This window comes from Saprospiraceae bacterium, from assembly GCA_016712145.1.
Classification (GTDB): Bacteria; Bacteroidota; Bacteroidia; order Chitinophagales; family Saprospiraceae; genus Vicinibacter.
Genome location: JADJRO010000001.1, coordinates 1,044,525 through 1,063,336, shown reverse-complemented (window position 1 = coordinate 1,063,336; position 18,812 = coordinate 1,044,525). Strand labels below are relative to the sequence as shown.

At 37.7% G+C, this 18,812-nt stretch carries 15 protein-coding genes and 1 other RNA gene; 10 read left to right on the top strand and 6 right to left on the bottom strand.

Annotated features, from left to right (window positions below; genetic code table 11):
• The first annotated feature begins 20 nt into the window (after window positions 1-20).
• From IPK91_04630 to sucD, 6 genes are all read left to right on the top strand, one after another.
• Window positions 21-1,019: a DNA-directed RNA polymerase subunit alpha gene (locus IPK91_04630; GenBank protein ID MBK8296559.1), complete on the top strand. Its 999-nt coding sequence runs from the start codon at window positions 21-23 to the stop codon at window positions 1,017-1,019.
• Between the two features lie 29 nt (window positions 1,020-1,048).
• Window positions 1,049-1,546 carry a 50S ribosomal protein L17 gene (gene rplQ, locus IPK91_04625; protein MBK8296558.1) on the top strand — a complete coding sequence of 166 codons (498 nt, stop codon included), beginning with the start codon at window positions 1,049-1,051 and terminating at the stop codon, window positions 1,544-1,546.
• 103 nt (window positions 1,547-1,649) lie between these two features.
• Complete coding sequence (gene carA / locus IPK91_04620) at window positions 1,650-2,780, top strand: glutamine-hydrolyzing carbamoyl-phosphate synthase small subunit (protein ID MBK8296557.1); 1,131 nt, start codon at window positions 1,650-1,652, stop codon at window positions 2,778-2,780.
• Window positions 2,773-4,059 carry a phosphopyruvate hydratase gene (gene eno / locus IPK91_04615; GenBank protein MBK8296556.1) on the top strand — a complete coding sequence of 429 codons (1,287 nt, stop codon included), beginning with the start codon at window positions 2,773-2,775 and terminating at the stop codon, window positions 4,057-4,059. The genes carA and eno overlap by 8 nt, the downstream gene beginning before the upstream one ends.
• 190 nt (window positions 4,060-4,249) lie before the next feature.
• On the top strand, window positions 4,250-4,405 hold the full coding sequence (locus IPK91_04610; protein MBK8296555.1) for a hypothetical protein: 156 nt from the start codon (window positions 4,250-4,252) through the stop codon (window positions 4,403-4,405).
• Window positions 4,406-4,420: 15 nt separating this feature from the next.
• On the top strand, window positions 4,421-5,293 hold the full coding sequence (gene sucD, locus IPK91_04605) for a succinate--CoA ligase subunit alpha (GenBank protein ID MBK8296554.1): 873 nt from the start codon (window positions 4,421-4,423) through the stop codon (window positions 5,291-5,293).
• Window positions 5,294-5,312: 19 nt separating this feature from the next.
• On the opposite strand, the gene IPK91_04600 is transcribed toward sucD, so the two are convergent.
• From IPK91_04600 to IPK91_04590, 3 genes are all read right to left on the bottom strand, one after another.
• Window positions 5,313-5,786 (bottom strand): sterol desaturase family protein, encoded by a 474-nt coding sequence (locus tag IPK91_04600; GenBank protein ID MBK8296553.1) that lies wholly within the window; start codon window positions 5,784-5,786, stop codon window positions 5,313-5,315.
• Window positions 5,787-5,842: 56 nt separating this feature from the next.
• On the bottom strand, window positions 5,843-7,759 hold the full coding sequence (locus IPK91_04595; protein MBK8296552.1) for a HAMP domain-containing histidine kinase: 1,917 nt from the start codon (window positions 7,757-7,759) through the stop codon (window positions 5,843-5,845).
• A gap of 367 nt (window positions 7,760-8,126) precedes the next feature.
• Entirely contained in the window at window positions 8,127-9,143 is a 1,017-nt protein-coding gene (locus IPK91_04590) for a hypothetical protein (GenBank protein MBK8296551.1), read from the bottom strand.
• 93 nt (window positions 9,144-9,236) lie between these two features.
• On the opposite strand from IPK91_04590, the gene rnpB reads away from it, so the two are divergent.
• Window positions 9,237-9,590: RNase P RNA component class A (gene rnpB, locus IPK91_04585), an RNA gene on the top strand.
• A gap of 38 nt (window positions 9,591-9,628) precedes the next feature.
• Here the strand turns inward: rnpB and porV are convergent.
• The 3 genes from porV to porU form a co-directional block, all read right to left on the bottom strand.
• A complete protein-coding gene (gene porV, locus IPK91_04580) occupies window positions 9,629-10,801 on the bottom strand; it encodes a type IX secretion system outer membrane channel protein PorV (GenBank protein ID MBK8296550.1) in 1,173 nt (390 codons plus the stop codon).
• Between the two features lie 153 nt (window positions 10,802-10,954).
• Window positions 10,955-11,794 (bottom strand): T9SS type A sorting domain-containing protein, encoded by an 840-nt coding sequence (locus IPK91_04575; GenBank protein MBK8296549.1) that lies wholly within the window; start codon window positions 11,792-11,794, stop codon window positions 10,955-10,957.
• A gap of 2 nt (window positions 11,795-11,796) precedes the next feature.
• Window positions 11,797-14,790, bottom strand: a complete 2,994-nt coding sequence (porU, locus tag IPK91_04570) for a type IX secretion system sortase PorU (GenBank protein ID MBK8296548.1) — start codon at window positions 14,788-14,790, stop codon at window positions 11,797-11,799.
• Between the two features lie 67 nt (window positions 14,791-14,857).
• Between porU and IPK91_04565 the strand changes: the two genes are divergently transcribed.
• From IPK91_04565 to murF, 3 genes are all read left to right on the top strand, one after another.
• On the top strand, window positions 14,858-15,886 hold the full coding sequence (locus tag IPK91_04565) for a PorP/SprF family type IX secretion system membrane protein (protein MBK8296547.1): 1,029 nt from the start codon (window positions 14,858-14,860) through the stop codon (window positions 15,884-15,886).
• Between the two features lie 67 nt (window positions 15,887-15,953).
• Window positions 15,954-17,456 (top strand): SUMF1/EgtB/PvdO family nonheme iron enzyme, encoded by a 1,503-nt coding sequence (locus tag IPK91_04560; GenBank protein ID MBK8296546.1) that lies wholly within the window; start codon window positions 15,954-15,956, stop codon window positions 17,454-17,456.
• A gap of 62 nt (window positions 17,457-17,518) precedes the next feature.
• Window positions 17,519-18,808 carry a UDP-N-acetylmuramoyl-tripeptide--D-alanyl-D-alanine ligase gene (gene murF / locus IPK91_04555; protein MBK8296545.1) on the top strand — a complete coding sequence of 430 codons (1,290 nt, stop codon included), beginning with the start codon at window positions 17,519-17,521 and terminating at the stop codon, window positions 18,806-18,808.
• Window positions 18,809-18,812: the final 4 nt, after the last annotated feature.

The window sequence follows — 18,812 nt, the reverse complement described above, 5'->3', positions numbered from 1 at the left end:
ATAATAAAAACGTTCACAGCATGAGTATTCTTAACTTTCAAAAGCCGGATCAAATCATTCTTCAAAAATCAACCGACTTTGAAGGTACTTTTGAATTTAAGCCGTTGGAACCTGGATTCGGACAAACAATTGGAAATTCCTTAAGAAGAATTCTCTTGTCGTCCCTTGAAGGATTTGCAATTTCAAACGTACGTATTGCCGGCGTTGAACACGAATTTGCTACCATTAAAGGAGTAATGGAAGATGTGGTTGAAATCATTCTGAATCTGAAACAGGTTCGATTAAAACCATTGATGGATGCCAATACCATCAAAGAAGAAAAAATTTACATCACCATCAGTGGTAAAGATAAATTTACAGCAGGAGACCTTGAAAACAGTACCAATGTTTTTAAAGTTACCAATCCAGACTTGATTATTTGTAGAATGGAGCCTTTTGTGAATTTAGAATTGGAATTAACCATTGCAAAAGGCCGTGGGTATATGCCAGCGGATGAAATGATTACTAAGGATTTACCTATAGGAATCATTCCTGTTGATGCCATTTACACGCCAATACAAAAAGTAACTTACAGCATTTCAAATACCAGGGTTGGACAAAAAACAGATTACGAAAAATTAATCCTTGAAGTTAGAACCGATGGTACGATTCATCCAGAAGAAGCTGTAAAAGAAGCTGCTCGGATTATGATTCAACATTTGATGTTGATTACAGATGAAAACATCACATTCGAAGATGCAGTGCGTAAAGAAGATACGATTGTTGATGAACACGTTCTTCATATGCGCAAATTATTAAAAACACCTTTAGAAGATTTAGATTTATCAGTTCGTGCTTACAATTGCTTAAAAGCTGCTAAAATTAATTCATTGGCAGAAATGGTTAAGTATGACACACATGAATTGTTAAAGTTCCGGAATTTCGGAAAAAAATCATTGGTGGAAATTGAAGAATTATTACAAACTAAAAACCTGAGTTTTGGAATGGATCTATCCAAATATAAATTGGACGAAGATTAATTTTTAAACGCGGAGTATAAACTAATAGCATGCGACACGGAAAAGCATTTAATCATTTAGGCAGAAAAAAAGGACATCGGGTAGCTCTTTTAAGAAACCTGGCCTCTGCTTTAATTAAACACAAGCGTATCAATACCACGCTTGCAAAAGCAAAAGCATTGAGAGTATTTATTGAACCCTTAATGACTAAATCAAAAAGCAATACCACACATTCAAGAAGAACGGTATTTAGCTATTTGCAGGACAAAGATTCAATCACAGAATTATTTGGGACAGTTGCTGGTAAAATTGCTACCAGACCAGGTGGTTATACCCGTGTAATCCGTACAGGATTCAGAAAAGGGGATGGAGCTGAAATGGCAATGATTGAAATGGTTGATTTTAATGACATCATGATTTCTGCTTCTCAGTCAAAAGCACCAACGGCTGAAATTAAAAAGACTCGTAGAGGACGGACAAAAAAGTCAGATTCAGCCAATCCATCGGTTGAAACCGGCGGGACTGTTGTTTCTGAAGAGAAGGAATAAAAATTTAAAGCGGCTTTAGCCGCTTTTTTTTTGTACATACAAAAACAATCAGCATTCAAAGAATGCTTTATATATTTGTGAAAATCTAATATAATTTATTTATATGCCAACCAGCTCTACTCAAAACGCATGGCTGCTTTTACAAGACGGTACCTATTTCAAAGGCTTCGCAGCAGGCAAAACAGGTACTTTTGGAGCTGAGATTTGTTTCAATACCGGGATGACCGGTTACCAAGAAATATATACCGATCCGAGTTATTACGGTCAGATTATGATTAATACCAATGTCCATATTGGAAATTATGGAATTATTCATAATGAAGCAGAATCTGCAAATGTTCAAATACGGGGTTTGGTTTGTCGAAATTTTTCATGGCATCTGAGTCGGACCCAAGCAGAAGAGAATCTAAATGATTATCTCGAAAGAAATGGCGTAATATGCATTCATGGCATTGATACCAGAGCCTTGGTGCGACATATTCGGATTCATGGTGCTATGAATGCTGTCATATCTACAGAACTAAGTGATATTAAAGAATTAGCGAAATTTTTAGAAAGTGTGCCTAACATGGAAGGCCTCGAATTGGCATCAAAAGTAAGTACAGAAACGGCCTACTTAATAGGAAATTCAGAAAGCAAACTCCGATTGGCGGCAATGGATTATGGTATCAAAAAATCCATTTTGAAGCAACTTGAAATCATGGGATTTTATATAAAAGTATTTCCAGCAAAAAGCACCATCCAAGAAATCAATGCATGGAATCCAGATGCGTATTTCTTGTCCAATGGTCCAGGAGATCCCGAAGTTATGGAGTATGCCATTGATACCGTAACCGCAATGATCGCAACCCGGAAACCAGTCTTTGGAATTTGCTTGGGTCACCAATTGGTAAACCTGGCTTTAGGTGTTTCTACATTTAAAATGCATCATGGGCACCGTGGGACCAACCATCCTGTAAAGAATTTAATCAGTGGATTGGGTGAAATCACTAGTCAAAATCATGGATTTGCTGTAAAGCCGGAAGATATTCTGAAACACAATTCTGAAATTGAATTAACCCACATCAATTTAAATGATCAGTCGGTTGAAGGCATACGCCATAAAACCTTGCCTGTTTTTAGTGTGCAATACCATCCGGAAGCAGGGCCGGGTCCGCATGATTCAAGGTACTTGTTTAAACAGTTTTATCAAAATACAGCGAAACTAAACCAAGAAAGTTTAATACATGAGTGAGATCATAGATATCCGTGCAAGGCAAATTTTAGACAGTAGGGGATTTCCAACAGTCGAAGTCGAAGTAGAAACTGAATTTGGAATTGTTGAGCGAGCGGCGGTTCCTTCCGGAGCATCAACAGGCAAACATGAAGCCGTAGAATTGAGGGATGGTGATCAAACTAAATTTCTGGGTAAAGGGGTGCTCAAAGCATGTCAATTCATTGAAGAAGAACTTGCCGAAGAAATTCTTGGAATGGATGTTTCTCAGCAACGTGTAATTGATAAAACAATGATCGAAGCGGATGGAACTGAAAATAAATCCAGATTTGGAGCCAATGCGATTCTGGGAATTTCATTGGCAGTTGCAAAAGCAGCGTCAACAGAGGCCAATCTCCCTCTTTACAAATATATAGGTGGGGTGAATGCACATACGCTCCCTGTCCCTTTAATGAATATCGTCAACGGAGGTGCCCATGCAGACAATAAGCTCGATTTTCAGGAATTTATGATAGCACCTATTGGAGCTTCTTCGTTTGCAGAAGCTCTGCGGATGGGTTCAGAAGTTTTTCACAATTTAAAAGCCGTATTAAAATCGAAAGGCTTTTCTACCAATGTTGGGGATGAAGGAGGTTTTGCTCCAGCTCTGAATACAAATGAAGAAGCCTTGGATCTGATCATGCTTGCCATAGATAAAGCGGGCTATAAGGCAGGACAAGACATTGCAATGGCAATGGATCCGGCTGTATCTGAACTTTTTGATGAGAAAACTCAAAGATATGTTTTTCATAAATCGGATGGTAGGTCTTTAAGTAGCGAACAAATGGTAGATTATTGGATCCGGTTAGCTGCAAATTATCCACTTGTATCGATTGAAGATGCTTTGGCTGAAGACGATTGGAATGCATGGATTGCATTGACCAAGGCCATTGGACATAAGATTCAATTGGTTGGGGATGATTTGTTTGTTACCAATCCAAAACGAATCCAACAAGGAATCTCACTCCACGCTGCCAATGCGGTTTTGATTAAGCTAAACCAAATTGGAACCTTAACAGAAACCATCGATGCCGTTCATTTAGCGCAAAGCAATTCATATAAGTGCGTGATGAGTCACCGTTCTGGAGAAACGGAGGATACAACCATTGCGGATTTAGCCGTTGCACTTCATTGTGGGCAAATTAAAACAGGTTCGTTATCCCGTTCCGATCGGGTCGCAAAATACAATCAACTGCTTCGAATTGAAGAAGAATTGGAAAATCAGGCATATTATCCGGGCAAAATGATATTTGATAAATAAATAGTATATATATTTGCCTTATATTCCTGTGATTGTGTCTCAAAAGAAGAAAACGATCCCCATAATTACCTATTTACCTCATTGGATTTCGATCCATAAGTATTGGTTGACAGCAGTGTCATTCCTTGTCTATATGTATTTTTTTGATCAATACAGGATCCCCGTTGCCCTAAAAATTTACTCGAATCTTATGGCGCTTGAAAAGGAGCGGGATGAATTTCTAAAATTAATCGTAAAAGTTCGCGACGATAAACGTGATTTTGAGAATAATTATGAGAAATTTGCGCGCGAAAAGTATTACATGTCCAAATCTGATGAGGATGTGTTTATAATCGAGAAACAGTAAATACAATTTAACAACATGGCGGTATTGGTTGGATCCCATTCAAGGGTCTTAGTTCAGGGTTTTACAGGAAAGGAAGGTAGTTTTCACGCAGAACAAATGATAGCGTACGGTACCAATGTAATTGGCGGGGTAACTCCTGGTAAAGGTGGGCAAACCCACTTAGACCGTCCTGTTTTTAATACGGTGTTGGATGCAGTCAACAAGGTGGATGCAAACACTTCAATAATCTTTGTTCCTCCAGCTTTTGCTGCGGATGCGATTATGGAGGCAGCAGAAGCAGGAATCGGAGTAATTGTTTGCATTACAGAAGGAGTGCCCGTTCAGGACATGGTAAAAGTTAAAGAATATCTCAAAAATTATCCATGCCGGCTTATTGGCCCAAATTGTCCTGGAATCGTTACACCAGGTGAGGCAAAAGTTGGCATTATGCCAGGGTTCATTCATCAAAAAGGACATATTGGAATCATTTCCCGTTCTGGGACTTTGACTTATGAAGCCGTAGATCAAGTTACAAAAGCTGGAATGGGACAATCTACTTGTATCGGAATTGGGGGAGATCCTATTCCTGGAACCACGACCCTGGAGGCTGTCCAATTATTGATGGCAGATTATCAAACCGAAGGCATCATTATGATTGGTGAGATCGGTGGAAACATGGAAACCGAAGCTGCCGAATGGATTAAAGAATATGGTACGAAACCAGTCGTTGGATTTATTGCCGGACAAACTGCACCCAAAGGGCGTAAAATGGGCCATGCTGGGGCCATCATAGGAGGCACGGCTGATACAGCAGAAGCAAAAATGGAAGTGATGGCTGCTTGTGGAATTCACGTAGTCCAATCTCCAGCCAATATTGGCATTACCATGAAACAGGTTTTATCAAAATAAATCTGAATGAGCCAATTTCTTAGTTGGCAGTAGCTTTTTTCTTTTTAGAGAAGTAACGGGGATTGACCAGCAACATTCCGAAGGATTCACAATCTTCTTTAGTTTGCTTGGCATGGTGTGCACCATGGGCTTTTAATACAGCCTTAGAATACGGACTGTCCAATTGTTTAAACCAACTAAATCTCCGATGGATATACACATCATGAACCAAGAAATAACAGAGACCGTAAATAGAAATTCCAATTCCTATAAATAACAAAAATCGAAACTCAGGAAAGTAGGATCCGGCCATATAACAAATCATAGAAGGTATGGCAAAAACCAAAAAGAAGCGGTCATTCTTTTCCCAAAAACCGGTTTTCATTTGATGCGGTTTGTGATGGTCTTCATGCCAGGACCAAAGGACGCCGTGCATGATAAACTTATGCGTAAACCAGGCAACAAATTCCATTGCTAAAAAAGAAACTACGATTAAGCTGATATTTATGAGCATATATTGGGTATAGTATATATACAAATCATGTTCTGTATTGTTTATTTCAATACAAATTAATCTAGCTCATTAGAATCTTCAGGTGTATTCGGCACAGAACGCATCAAAGGCAACTCAATATAAAAACTCGTTCCCACGCCCGGTATCGTTTTAAAATAAATGCGGCCATTTGCAGACTCAATGATTTGTTGACACATTGCCAATCCTAAACCAGTTCCGGAACTCTTGGATGTAAAATTGGGTAGAAACACTTTGGCTTGCATGTCTTCAGGTATGCCCGTCCCATTATCACGAACCATGATAATTGCATTCTTTGAATTGGCATCTAATTGAATATCGATGTGACCTCGTTTTGTTTCCGGTATTGCCTGGATTGCATTGTTGATCAGATTGTTTAAAACCCGGATAATTTGATTTTTATCAGCGAAGACAAATAATTCATCAATTGGGACGGATAAAAGGATGTCAAGATACTCTCTTTTGCGAAATAAGTCATGAACTGATGAAACAATTTCATTTATGATGATTTTTTCATTTTCAGCGGTTGGCATTTTAGCAAAATTGCTAAACTCAGTAGCAATCTTAGTCAAATTGTCAATTTGTTCGATTAAGGTCAAGCTTACTTTTTGAGCCATTTCTTTAACATCTTCTGCACCTGAGCGGATGTGTTGCTGCAAATATTGGATGCTCAGTTTCATCGGTGTCAATGGATTTTTAATTTCATGTGCAACTTGTTTGGCCATCTCCCTCCATGCACTATCCCTTTCAGATTTTGCAAGTAGCTGAGCGCTTTCATCCAATTGACTTACCATTTGATTGTAATTGCTGATGAGTTCGCCGATTTCATCTTGTCCGCTCCATTCTAATTTTTCGTTTGTTTTACCCAACCGAATCTGTCTGATTTTATTTCCTAAATTTACCAGAGGTGCTGTGATTGAATTTGCTAAAAGGGTAGCCAAACTGGCTGCAATTAAAAAGAGAAATACATAGATGTTTAGTAATGTATTTATCAAATTAGCGAGCCGGTTTCCAGATTTACTTTCCTGAGATGCTTTGGCTTCCACTTGAAGAATTGCAATTCGTTTATTGTTGTAAAATAAATTGCGGTAAGCATTGAGATCATCGTCCGGACTTTCAGTGATGGTGATGTCTTCAGAAAAACTGGGATAACTAAAGAAGACATTGGGATCAATTAATTTAAAAATTGGATCTTGTTCTGATTGATTGTTGGCATATACCTTTTCTTCAACGCCTTTTGTATTAAAAAGATTGACATTAAAATCAACCATTTGACTGGATTGCCGGATTTGTTCTGATAAGATCAATTTGGCATCATCCAGCGTATTCGAATTCCGAATTGTGGTTTCCAGAAAATTGCAAAGATTATTGGTTTTGCTTTCTAGATTTTCACGAAAAATCTGATCTTCAGATTGACGTGTAAAAAATACGGTTGTAATTGCAATGATTAAAAAGCTGATGACGATTCCTAATATTACATAAAACTGGATTCTGTTTTTTAATGAAGGTTTATCCTGAAATGTAATTTGTAATCCTTCCGGTAAAAAAGGCAAGCGTTGGTGGATTAAACTGATCAGGTAGGATATTAAAATTAGGACTGTAAACAAATAAGAAAACAAAGAGATTCCTTTAAGGGTAGATTCCAATGGGTTGCTGATAACCAGATATTGATTTGGTTTGGATCTGGTGTACAATACGTCTTTATCTCCTTGTATCACATGACGAATGCTGTCTTTTTTTAATACCTTTTGGACATGATCTATGGATGGTTTATATACACTGCTGGAATATTTTAAAAAATTATCTTCAAAAAAATAAAGTTCATATTGGTTTGTCGTACAATTTTGAATCAATTCCGGAACACAATCCTTCCGGATCTTAAGACATTCAACATATTGTCCGATCATTTGATCTTTTACGTAGCGTTTTTTTTGATTTTGGAAGTGAAAAATCATGCTGGCATTTAAAATGCTAATCACAATGATCCAAGATATCAACCACAATATATTTTTTTGATATTCCTCAGAAAAGAAATCCTGCATCCAAATAATGATTGAAACTCCCAGAAAGAATGTGAGCAATCCAATGTTAATGTTTGATTGATAGATGAACCCAGCTAGAATAAGAAATGCCAATAGATAAATCAAAATTTTATGACGGAAGGGTAATTCAAAACTGGCAGTACTGAGCGTGAGTTTATTGGTAATTAAAAATATAGCAAGCAGCGCAATCAATAAATCAAAAAGTAAAATATAATTTTCTACCCGAATTGAAAAAATATTGTTGAGGTCAAAGTAAAAATCAGAATGAATAAATACGGCGCTAAAAAATAAAGCAATAGATAATCAGTGCAACGATGGATGCTAAATAATTAAACAACACTACACCATAGCGAAATTTCAGGACACTTAAAGTATTATCTATATTGGCATATTTATAAAAGAAAAAACTTAAGTGAAAAAAGATACCTGAGAATACGGTGAATTCAAATAGGGTGTAGTCATAAAATTTTGTATGGACCAATTTATCGGTCAACATGCTGTGATAAAAATCATTTTGATGTACGATCCATTGGCACATACTGGCAGTCACTAGCACGCCAGTTGATAGGATGAGATTGGCCCAGGGATAATTTCCTCTATTAAAAAAATCACGTGCAATGCGATGAAAAGGAATGTAGAATATGATGAGGGTAAGCAAATAAAATAAAATCAATGCATTTCCATAATAGGGTGCCAGAAAAGGACCATCCACATTCAAATAAAATAATGGTTTTTTTGTATTTGATTTTGCAAAAATTGGTAGATCTTTTTGAGTCTTACGCGTTTTTGTAAGTGTAAACCCTTGTTTAATATCTTGGGTGCTGTTAATGTGGTACTGTCTGATGCAATTGATCTTTTGACTGTCGTTGTTTAATTGCGTATCAAGAGTCAGGAAGTATGAACCATTGTATTTAATTAGTGAGATGCTATCGGATTTGAATGCATCGGTACACCAAAGCGCTTCAAAAAAACCATCTTTGCCATTCCAAAAGCGAATTTCTCCTTCCTTACAGATTACTTGCTTGATTTCACTTTGTCTGGCGATTTTGATGATTTCTGAATTTTCAAAGCCAGTAAGCGAATTGACGTCAACTAATAAAGGATTTAGTTGCCTGAGGTATTTAGAATCCTTGTCCAGGTGTGCATTGAGTTCACCTTCCAGTTTTATTTTCAGGAAATGGTGGTAATCGTGTTGGAAAGATGGATAAACCCATTCGTAAACCTTTGCCAAGGTCAACAAGAGCAAAGCCACAATCCAAACCAAATACCAATTTCTATTTATGGAAAGGTTTACCATTGTAATTTGCCGTAAAAATAGGAATTTATACATTAAGTTTTATTATAATGTATTGAATACGAGCTGTTGACAGGGTATTTCGTAAATTTGTGCAGCCATAGCTTATCGCTGCATAGCAATATGCAGAGGAAAGTCCGGACAATGTCGGGTCATCACACCATTTAACAGATGGCTCAGGATTCGCGTCCTGAAGAGAACGTGTCACAGAAAATTACCGTCCCGCCTGGCGGGATAAGGGTGAAAACGTGTGGTAAGAGCGCACGCATCAGGCTGGTAACAGCTTGTTGGGATAAACCTTGTGAATTGAAATGCCATGTATATCTATCGTTCGAAAGAATGCCAGGACCCGTGGTTGCGCAAGCAGATAGAGGGGTAGGCAGCTTAGATAAATGATAAGCACTTTATGATTTATTCATAAAGTACAGAATCCGGCTTATTTGGCTTTTTTAAAAATTGGAGTTGTTTTTAGGAATAACTCCTTTTTATTATTCTCCACTTTGTTTTCCAATTGAACCTCCGTCAAAATCATAACTGATGGAGAATCGGATGGTATTTGCAAGAGGACTTCTATTATTGGTGGTAGGGACCAGATAGGAGAGGTTTAGTCCAAATACATTGTACTTTACACCGCAACCTAAGGTCATGTATTTCCGGTTTCCTTTTAGAGCATTTTCATGGAAATAGCCCATGCGAACAGCAAATTGTTTGTCATACCAATATTCCAAACCTAAAGAATACATCAATTCCTGTAATTCTTCTTTTCCTCCTCCAGGTGCATCATTTAATGAACCAAAGATGCCCTCAAATAAACTTTTTTCACGATAATCTGCTATTTTATTATTGTCGACATCGTAGAGTGGATCCCCTGGTTTTCTAGGAGATGGAATTAATAATTTGTTGATTTCAAAGGTAGTTGTCAAGGAATTGTAATCATCAAAATTCATTTCATAAGCAGCACCTAAAGCCAGATTGGTTGGAATGAAGTCTTTCACCAACCCTTTGATATAAGTTACTTTAGAACCAATATTTGTTATGGCAAGACCGACATTCAAATAATTTCTACGTCCACTTGCCCCTAATTTATTGCGATATAAAAATCCAAGATCTGCCCCAAAGGTTTTTGCAGAAGTAATATCATAAGCACCTACTGTTTTACCAGTTGCAAGATTTGAATAAGCAAATTTTGCAGAAAGGCTGGCAGAAAATACATCAGAAAGTTTTCTGCTATAAGCTGCCGCTATTTCAAATTCATTGGGTTGGCCGGTACCGATATCATTCCCATTTTCATCTCTAAAATCAATTTTACCTAAACTAAAATAGCGAACTGCTAATCCAGCCGTCTGAAATTTATCGATTTTATAATATCCTGATAAGTACAATAGATAAATATCATCAATTCCAAGGTTTCTTAACCAGGGAGAATAGGTAGCTGAAATGCCCATATTGTTTTCTGACCACGCCAATCGAGCTGCATTGTGGTGCATCGCATTGGGGTCCGTTGATAAAGCAACGCCCGCATCTCCCAGACCGCCCGAACGGGTATCCGGGTTGATCCTTAAAAAGGGCAGCGCTGTTAAAATGGTATTTTGAAGGCATTCGCCACTGGCATCGACGATACAACCTTTCGCAGGATTCCAGGTTTGAGCTGAAAGATTCATGCCTAGAATTAAAAAGCAAAAACATGTTAGAAAACGCATAAAACAGGGATAATTGATTTAAAATGCAAATTTAGCATACAATTAGATATAATTCTTTTTTTAATATGATGCTATTACTGGAACTTATATATATCGTAAAAAAGCTACTTTTTATTATTTAAGAAGGACTAATTTTTGATATGAAGACCGTTTGTGAATGATTTCATTTCCGGTTTTTGCATTCATGCTCAACCGATACAAATAAACACCATTTGCCAAATCACTGCCAAAATCATCATTTCCATCCCATTTAATCCCATCTATGCGATATCCGTTGTTTAGGATATTCTTAGTTAGGGTTTTGACTACGCGACCAGAAATTGATTGAATCTGAATAATGATTTCCATTTCACTTGCAAGGATGTTGGTTTCAAACTGAAACTCCGTTTGATTGGAAAATGGATTGGGGTAATTATACACTCGATCCACAGTAATATCCGATTCATCGATTACATTAAACTCGAGATGACCCGAACCGGGATTATTTGAAATATCCCAGGCTGTGATGGTAACCGTATGTTTGCCGGGACTTAAATTCTTTAGTGGATAATTTAATTCACCTTCCCGGGGATTGTTTAGCTTGGATTTATAAACTTGATTCAAAATGATTGGAGCTTGTGAATTTTGATCAATGACTGCGGTCAAATCATGACCAATGCTGTTGCCACTGATATTAATTCCAAAATCATCGCTTATTTGTGAATACAGTATCGGATTTCGACTGCAAATTCCTCCGTTTACAAAATCAGCATTGTTCATAAACACCTTTACGACCGGAGGCCGATCGTCTTTAATGCTGTCATTGGAAACGCCGCCAATAATTAAACGATCCTCATAACCTGCTGCATCTTTTGTTTTTTCATCAGTAGCATACAAGCTTATTTTTCCTTTGCCAAATTCGTAATTGATATCTTTTGGAATAATAAAAGAAAAATTCCATTTGCCTGCATTCACATTTACCAATCCTTTGTAAATAATATTTTTTGCAACTTATAAGTTGCGGTATAGGAAGTCGGATCATTTGCCTTTGTACGTAAACTTATTTCTTTATCGTAAACGGTTACATAAAGTTTGCCATTAAAATCAGATTGCAAAACGCCGTTTTGATCTGTAACACGGCCAATTACATTCATAGTTTCCAATGCATGAAAGGTATCGGCAACTGCAGATAATGGCTTACTATTAATTGAATCTACTTCGTTTTTTAAAAGGGGTATTGCCAATCGTTGGGCCGGATCTCCAAACAGTAAAAATTTACGGGAATTGGTACGAATAAATCCAGCAGAATTATCATTTTTTGCACGACGCATAATTTCACCTAAAGGCAAGGGCAAGCCATTTTCAAATTGAAAGATGTAATTATAAACGGAACTGGTCAAATCAAAATTATCATCGCTGTAAACCGCACGTACTGTTGAAAACAAAGCGAGAAATCCTCCTTGTTGATTGTGAAGGCCCTCTTCACCGGCATTTGTTTTTGTTGGATCATCAAATCCATTGAATGTGCAAGAAGCTACTATTACCAGTGGAAGTTTGTAATAATTTTCCAGTGTTTTGATATCCGTATTTTGCAAAATGCGTTCTTGGGCCAGTCCGCTGTAACCGCCATGGCCCATATAATTAACTACCAGCGCTCCTTGAAAAAAGGCATTTGCAAACGCTTTATTAACTTCCGGATAGCGTTCACCTCCCGGGGTCGTTACTTGCTCATAAGCATCCAGGTGAATTTTTTCTTCATTGTAAATTGGATAGTTGGAATGTACTGATTCAGAAATGCGCTCGGACTGATTAAAATGCACATTGGAATCTTCATCATCACTTGAGAAAACAACATGAAGCCTCCAATCTTCCATAGTTTTTGGATCGGTATCGTAGCGAATGATTTTATCAACGAGATTTTTTGCTTCTTCGGCAGTACGTGCAACCAACCGGCCAATGTTTAAATCCAATTTACCTATTAAATTGATCCCTTCTCCGGGGTCCAATAAACCATAATAGTCATCTGTTGGAAATGAAGTGATAGGATCCAGGCTTTCGTCCGTCTCATAAGTTGGAACAAAATTCTGATCAGCATCTCGTTTATTTATATGACGAAAATCATACGAACCATCACCAAACAATGCGAGGTATTTAAATTTTGGATTTCTTAAATACAGCATGCGCATAAAATTTCGGACAGCTGTCGGATCTTGTGAGCCACTTGAAAATTCATTGTACACCTGACTAATATCAACGGTCTGAACAATCACATTGGAATGTTTGCTTCGATGGGTTTGTAGCCGTTCTGCCTCCGTTTTATAATCTTTATGGTAGAGGATAATCATTTCAGGATCCTTTAAACCATGAAGATTTTGATTACCAACGCTTCCAATAAATTGTGGGATATCAAACGTCAAAGATTCATCCAATACAACAAATTGTTTGTAGCTATTCATGGTATTTGATGTAAAACGAAGTTGATTATTGGACTGTGTCCCGTTTATTTGAATCACATCCAGGGGATTGGTAATATCCCAAATTCTCTTTGCAGAAAGCACATTATCAATTGTAAATTGACTTGCATCAAAAGCAAAAGAAGCAGGATCCATGATGTACATCAGTTTATTAGACCAAATCAATTTTTTCCATACTGAAATCTGCATAAAATCGATCCAGCCTTCAGAAACCGTTCCACCTGATTGTGGAAAGTTAATTTTAGCTTTTACTAAATCACTGATTGGTTGAAACGATGCAGTTTTGCGGGCAATATTTGCAAATCGATTGATGCTGCTGTAGATTACATATGGAATGGATACATCAACTTTTTGATTTTCGACAATAGCCGATACACCATGATTTACAGGAGCCCGTCCTGCAAATGCAAATGAAAATAATCCGGTTTTGTTGAGATCAATATGATCAAAAATAAAGCTATTTCCAAAATCAAATTCCCGGGTATTGCTGAGTTCTTCTCCGTACCAATTTTTACCGGAACCTTCGCTGCCGGCATCTAAATCTAATAAGTTTACCAAATCATTTTCTATATGCTTAAAGTCAAAACTTGAATTCGTTTGATAGCTTTGATTTGCCGGTCCATCTTGTTGTGGGATACGTTTGCCTCGATTCTGATCAATTTTAATAAAGAAATAAGATACATCCGAATATGGATTTTTTGTATAACTGTAATCAGACAATGTTGGTTCATATTGAAAAAGATCTGGTCCATTTGCGTAAAACAATATAAAATCATTTTCATCAAAACGACCGTCATCTTCCCCTTTGATATAAATTGCATTTTCTTTTAAGTCATCTTCGAATACCGCATCGGTTGATTCTGGAAGTGGACTGCCACCATTTCCATAAATTCGAATGTTTCTGGGGTCTAAGGTGTTAAAGTCCAGTTTGAGGTTTTTTTCCAAAAAACTCTTGTCTATTTTATAAATGCCACGTTGTTTTATGGATATTTTAAACCAGCTTCCATTGGAAAGAACTGATTCATTAGCATAATTCGGTAAGGGATTAGTAGGGAACCCTGTTGGAATAAATTCGACCATTAAATCAAATGCCTTCAAAATTTCAAGTTGCTGTGAATTTCGATATGGAATCAGTTCGATGCTTGCAACATATTTATCGCGGGCTTTGAATACGTGTGCATAAATATCAAATTCAGATTTAAGGAGTTTAATTGCAGCCTCTAATCCTGTAGATTGAATCGCTTCGGTGGCTTTAGGAGTTAATCGAACCTTTAATTCACCGTTTCCAGAAACTTCAAATTCTTTTTTATAAATTGCGATCCCTGGTAGGTCTGCCGAATTAAAAGATTGATCAAATCGAAGACTTTGGATACTTTGACCTGAGGAATTACGTACTAACTGAGGATTCCAGTTAATTTTTTCAGAGAATTGAAACGATTGCTGGGCCGAAAGAAAAAAAGTTCCGAAAACAAAAAACAAAATAATTTTGAGCTTCATTTTTACTGAGATAGGATTTAGTCTGTTCAAATGTATCAAAAACGTCCTGAAAATCATATTATTGCCAATGACACCATTTATTAAACGATTCTTGATGGCATTCAGTTGCTTGCTGGTTCTAGGTTTTTCCAAAACCAGTTTCGCCCAAGATCCGGTGTTTAGTCAATATTATGCGCAGTCCTTGCATATGAATCCTGGTTTTACAGGTTTGAGTTTTGCTCCTCGGTTTGAAATGATCTACAGAAATCAATGGCCTTTAATAGACAAATCTTTTGCAGGGTATGTAACCTATGGTTTAAGTTACGATCAGTTTTTTAAAAAACTCAACAGTGGATTTGGAATTCAATTAATGGCCGATGATGCGGGAGGAGGATTGCTTAAAACAATCAAAGTGGCTGGTCTTTATGGATATCAGGCTCAAATTAGTGAATCCAATTATTTAAGGGGTGGGATCGAATTGGCCTTTGTGCAAACGAATTATGACTGGGATCGATTGGTTTTTGGAGATCAGATTGATCCGGTTTTAGGACCCATATCGCCAGGAGGAACCCCATATCCGACCGATGAGTTCAGACCGGACAAAACCAATGTTTCCTATTTGGATATTGGTACAGGACTGCTTTATTACAATCCATATTTTAATTTGGGAGTTTCAGCAAAACACATCAATACCCCCCAAAATGATATTCTAAAAGTAAATGCTTCCAGTTATAATGGAATTCCGGTTCGATGGATGTTTCATGGGGGGATACAACTTGATTTGGCACGATCCAACCGGGTTGTTTCGATCCTATCCCCAGCATTCCTTATCGTCAAACAATCTGAATTCTTTCAAATGAATCTGGGAGCCCAATATCAATTTAGCACGGTATTTGCCGGATTATGGTATCGGCAGGCTCGAAATAATACGGATGCGTTGATTGCAGTCCTTGGATTTAAGAAAGGCGCCTGGAAAATGGGGTACAGCTTTGATTTTACGCTTTCCCAGCTTGGAATTGCCCAGGGAGGAAGCCATGAATTAAGTTTGGGACTGTTTTTGGGAGAGATCCGTAAGGAAAAGGCAAATATCAATGATTGCTTCGAAGCATTCCGGTAGAAAAAATTCTTTGTCAATACAATAAATTATTATATAACTTTGTTCCCCTAAAAAAGAAAGTAGTAGGATGAAAGGCAATTGTTCAAAAATCGTCTTTTTGCTGGGCTTTGCATTGGTAATCGGAGCCTGTAGTAAAAGCAAACAAAACGAATCAAGCTCTACCGGTTGGAAATACAACGACAAGGAGTGGGGTGGTTTCGAGAAAGTAGATTATAGAGGCCAGGCTACTGGTCCAAATCTAGTGCTCATTGAAGGGGGAACCTTTTTAATGGGTTTAACAGAAGAAGATGTAACTTATGAATGGAATAATATCCCCAGAAGGGTGACGGTTTCATCATTTTACATGGATGAAACAGAAGTGAGTAACATCAATTACCGCGAGTACATTTACTGGTTAAACAGGGTTTACAAATCCTATCCGGAAGTTTACAAGAAAGCCTTACCTGACACACTGGTTTGGCGTGAAGAATTGGCTTATAATGAGCCATTTGTAGAAACTTATTTCAGATATCCATCGTATGATGATTATCCTGTAGTTGGTGTAAATTGGCTTCAGGCTAATGATTTTTGTAAATGGCGTTCTGACAGGGTCAATGAGTTTATCTTAATTGAAAAAGGCATTTTGAATCCAAATCCAGACCAGGTTGATTCTGATAACTTTAATACCGGATCTTATTTAGCCGGTCAGTATCAGGGCAATGTGCGTAAAAACCTGGAGGACATTCAAACTGGCGGTGAGCGCCCTGTTAAGTTTGACGATGGTATTTTATTGCCGGTTTATCGTTTACCTACTGAAGCTGAGTGGGAATATGCAGCACTCGCTTTAAAAGGGAAACAATCGGACAATAAAGACGAATTGATCACAGATCGTAGAAATTTTCCTTGGGATGGCAATACAGCTCGTTACAAGAGAAGAGATAAATACATGGGTAATATTTTGGCAAACTTTAAAAGAAGCCAGGGTGACTACATGGGTATGGCAGGAAAATTAAATGACCATGCACACATTCCGGCACCAGTTCGGACATTTTTCCCCAATGATTTTGGTCTTTACAACATGGCAGGAAATGTGAACGAATGGGTAGCTGATTTATTCAGACCTTTAACGTCAACTACCTTGCGTGATGTTGAAAACCATGATTTAAATCCATTCCGTGGTAATGAATTTAAAGAATTAGTCCTTGATGAATCTGGTAATCCAGTCGAAAAAGATAGTTTAGGAGATCTAAGATTCCAAATGGTTACCGATTCAGCAGTAGAATTCCGTGAGAACTATAACAAAGGAGATGTTAAAACCTACCGCGATGATGACGACGAAGTGATTAAATACCAATATGGCAAATCATCACTTATCAATGCAAAATCAAGAGTTTATAAAGGAGGTTCCTGGTCAGATCGATTGTTCTGGTGTTCTCCTGGAGCTCGCAGATTTAAAGATGAAGATAAATCAGACCGTTCCATTGGATTCCGTTGTGCTATGACCCGCACAGGTGGTCCAGAAGGAAATGAGGATGCCGGTGGTTTGGAATTCAAACGCAAAATGCCGAAAGTCAAGAGAGACTATAAATAAATCGATAAAAAATTAAAATTTGAAAAACTCACAGCAATCTTTGTTGTGAGTTTTTTTTATTTATGCAATATCCTGAATCATATCAACGGTTTCTCGACCAAGATGCCAAGGTGTTTACCGACACCCGAAAGCCATTGAAGGATGGTATTTTTGTTGCTTTGAGTGGTCCCAATCACAATGGCAACAGCTATGCCTTGGAAGCATTGGAACAAGGTGCGGCCTATGCAATTGTAGATCAATTTGTTTCTCAAGATCCAAGGTTGATTCGTGTCGAAAACACTTTAAAGGAATTGCAGGAAATGGCCAAGATTCATAGAAGAAGATTTAAAGCTAAAATTATTGCTATTACCGGTACCAATGGCAAGACAACCACCAAGGAATTGTGCCATTCAGTTTTTTCAAGAGCATACCGCACGCAGGCCACTGAAGGCAATTTAAATAACCACATTGGAGTGCCATTAACCCTATTAAAAATTAAGGAAGACACAGAATTTTTAATCCTGGAAATGGGTGCCAATCATCCAGGTGATATTCACGAATTATGTGCCATAGCAGAACCAGATAGTGGCTTGATAACCAATATTGGCAAAGCCCACCTGGAAGGATTTGGAAGCTATGAGGGCGTACTTAGAACCAAACCTGAATTGTTTGATTACCTCAAAGCGCATGGGGGTCAGCGCTTCTGTAGTTTGTTTTCTGAGCCTTTGCAAAAATATGCAACCATTGAACCCAATGCAATAGCATTTGGACCGCAACAGGATGCTTGCGAATTTTCAGGCAGATTGATTCAATCATTTCCTGAAATTTCTTTGGAATTTTACAATAAACAAGAATCATTTTTGATAGACTCCCATTTGTTTGGAGAATACAATTTCCAAAACATAGTGGCCGCTTGTTGTTTGGCAAGCTACTACGGTGTACCTGCTTCAGCCATTCAAAAGGGGATAGCCGCTTATGTTCCCAACAACATGCGCTCGCAGGTTATTAAACACAATTCCAATACCATCATCTTGGATGCATACAATGCAAATCCAAGTTCGATGATACAAGCAGTCCAAGCTTTCGAGCAGATGGATTTTAAAAACAAATGGATTGTGTTGGGTGAGATGGCCGAACTGGGAATTTATTCAGATATAGAACATCAGGACTTACTGAATCAGGTAATGGATAAAACGTTTCAAAAGCGAATTTTTATTGGAACCCGTTATCGTTTGGACGGAATCAAACTGCCAGATATGCATTTTGAAAACGCAGCCTCATGCAAAGCTTGGTTGGATATGAATTGGCCAGAAGATACAGCCATCTTGATAAAAGGATCTCGTGCAGCTGGATTAGAACGATTGTTACAATAAGCTG

Coding starts and splice junctions, on each gene's coding strand:
- rplQ (MBK8296558.1), top strand. CDS start 1,049: ATGCGACACGGAAAAGCATTTAATCATTTAGGCAGAAAAAAAGGACAT.
- IPK91_04560 (MBK8296546.1), top strand. CDS start 15,954: ATGAAAGGCAATTGTTCAAAAATCGTCTTTTTGCTGGGCTTTGCATTG.
- IPK91_04610 (MBK8296555.1), top strand. CDS start 4,250: ATGGCGCTTGAAAAGGAGCGGGATGAATTTCTAAAATTAATCGTAAAA.
- IPK91_04565 (MBK8296547.1), top strand. CDS start 14,858: ATGACACCATTTATTAAACGATTCTTGATGGCATTCAGTTGCTTGCTG.
- porU (MBK8296548.1), bottom strand. CDS start 14,790: ATGAAGCTCAAAATTATTTTGTTTTTTGTTTTCGGAACTTTTTTTCTT.
- IPK91_04600 (MBK8296553.1), bottom strand. CDS start 5,786: ATGCTCATAAATATCAGCTTAATCGTAGTTTCTTTTTTAGCAATGGAA.
- IPK91_04590 (MBK8296551.1), bottom strand. CDS start 9,143: ATGGTAAACCTTTCCATAAATAGAAATTGGTATTTGGTTTGGATTGTG.
- carA (MBK8296557.1), top strand. CDS start 1,650: ATGCCAACCAGCTCTACTCAAAACGCATGGCTGCTTTTACAAGACGGT.
- IPK91_04630 (MBK8296559.1), top strand. CDS start 21: ATGAGTATTCTTAACTTTCAAAAGCCGGATCAAATCATTCTTCAAAAA.
- porV (MBK8296550.1), bottom strand. CDS start 10,801: ATGAATCTTTCAGCTCAAACCTGGAATCCTGCGAAAGGTTGTATCGTC.
- IPK91_04595 (MBK8296552.1), bottom strand. CDS start 7,759: ATGATTTTTCACTTCCAAAATCAAAAAAAACGCTACGTAAAAGATCAA.
- sucD (MBK8296554.1), top strand. CDS start 4,421: ATGGCGGTATTGGTTGGATCCCATTCAAGGGTCTTAGTTCAGGGTTTT.
- eno (MBK8296556.1), top strand. CDS start 2,773: ATGAGTGAGATCATAGATATCCGTGCAAGGCAAATTTTAGACAGTAGG.
- murF (MBK8296545.1), top strand. CDS start 17,519: ATGCAATATCCTGAATCATATCAACGGTTTCTCGACCAAGATGCCAAG.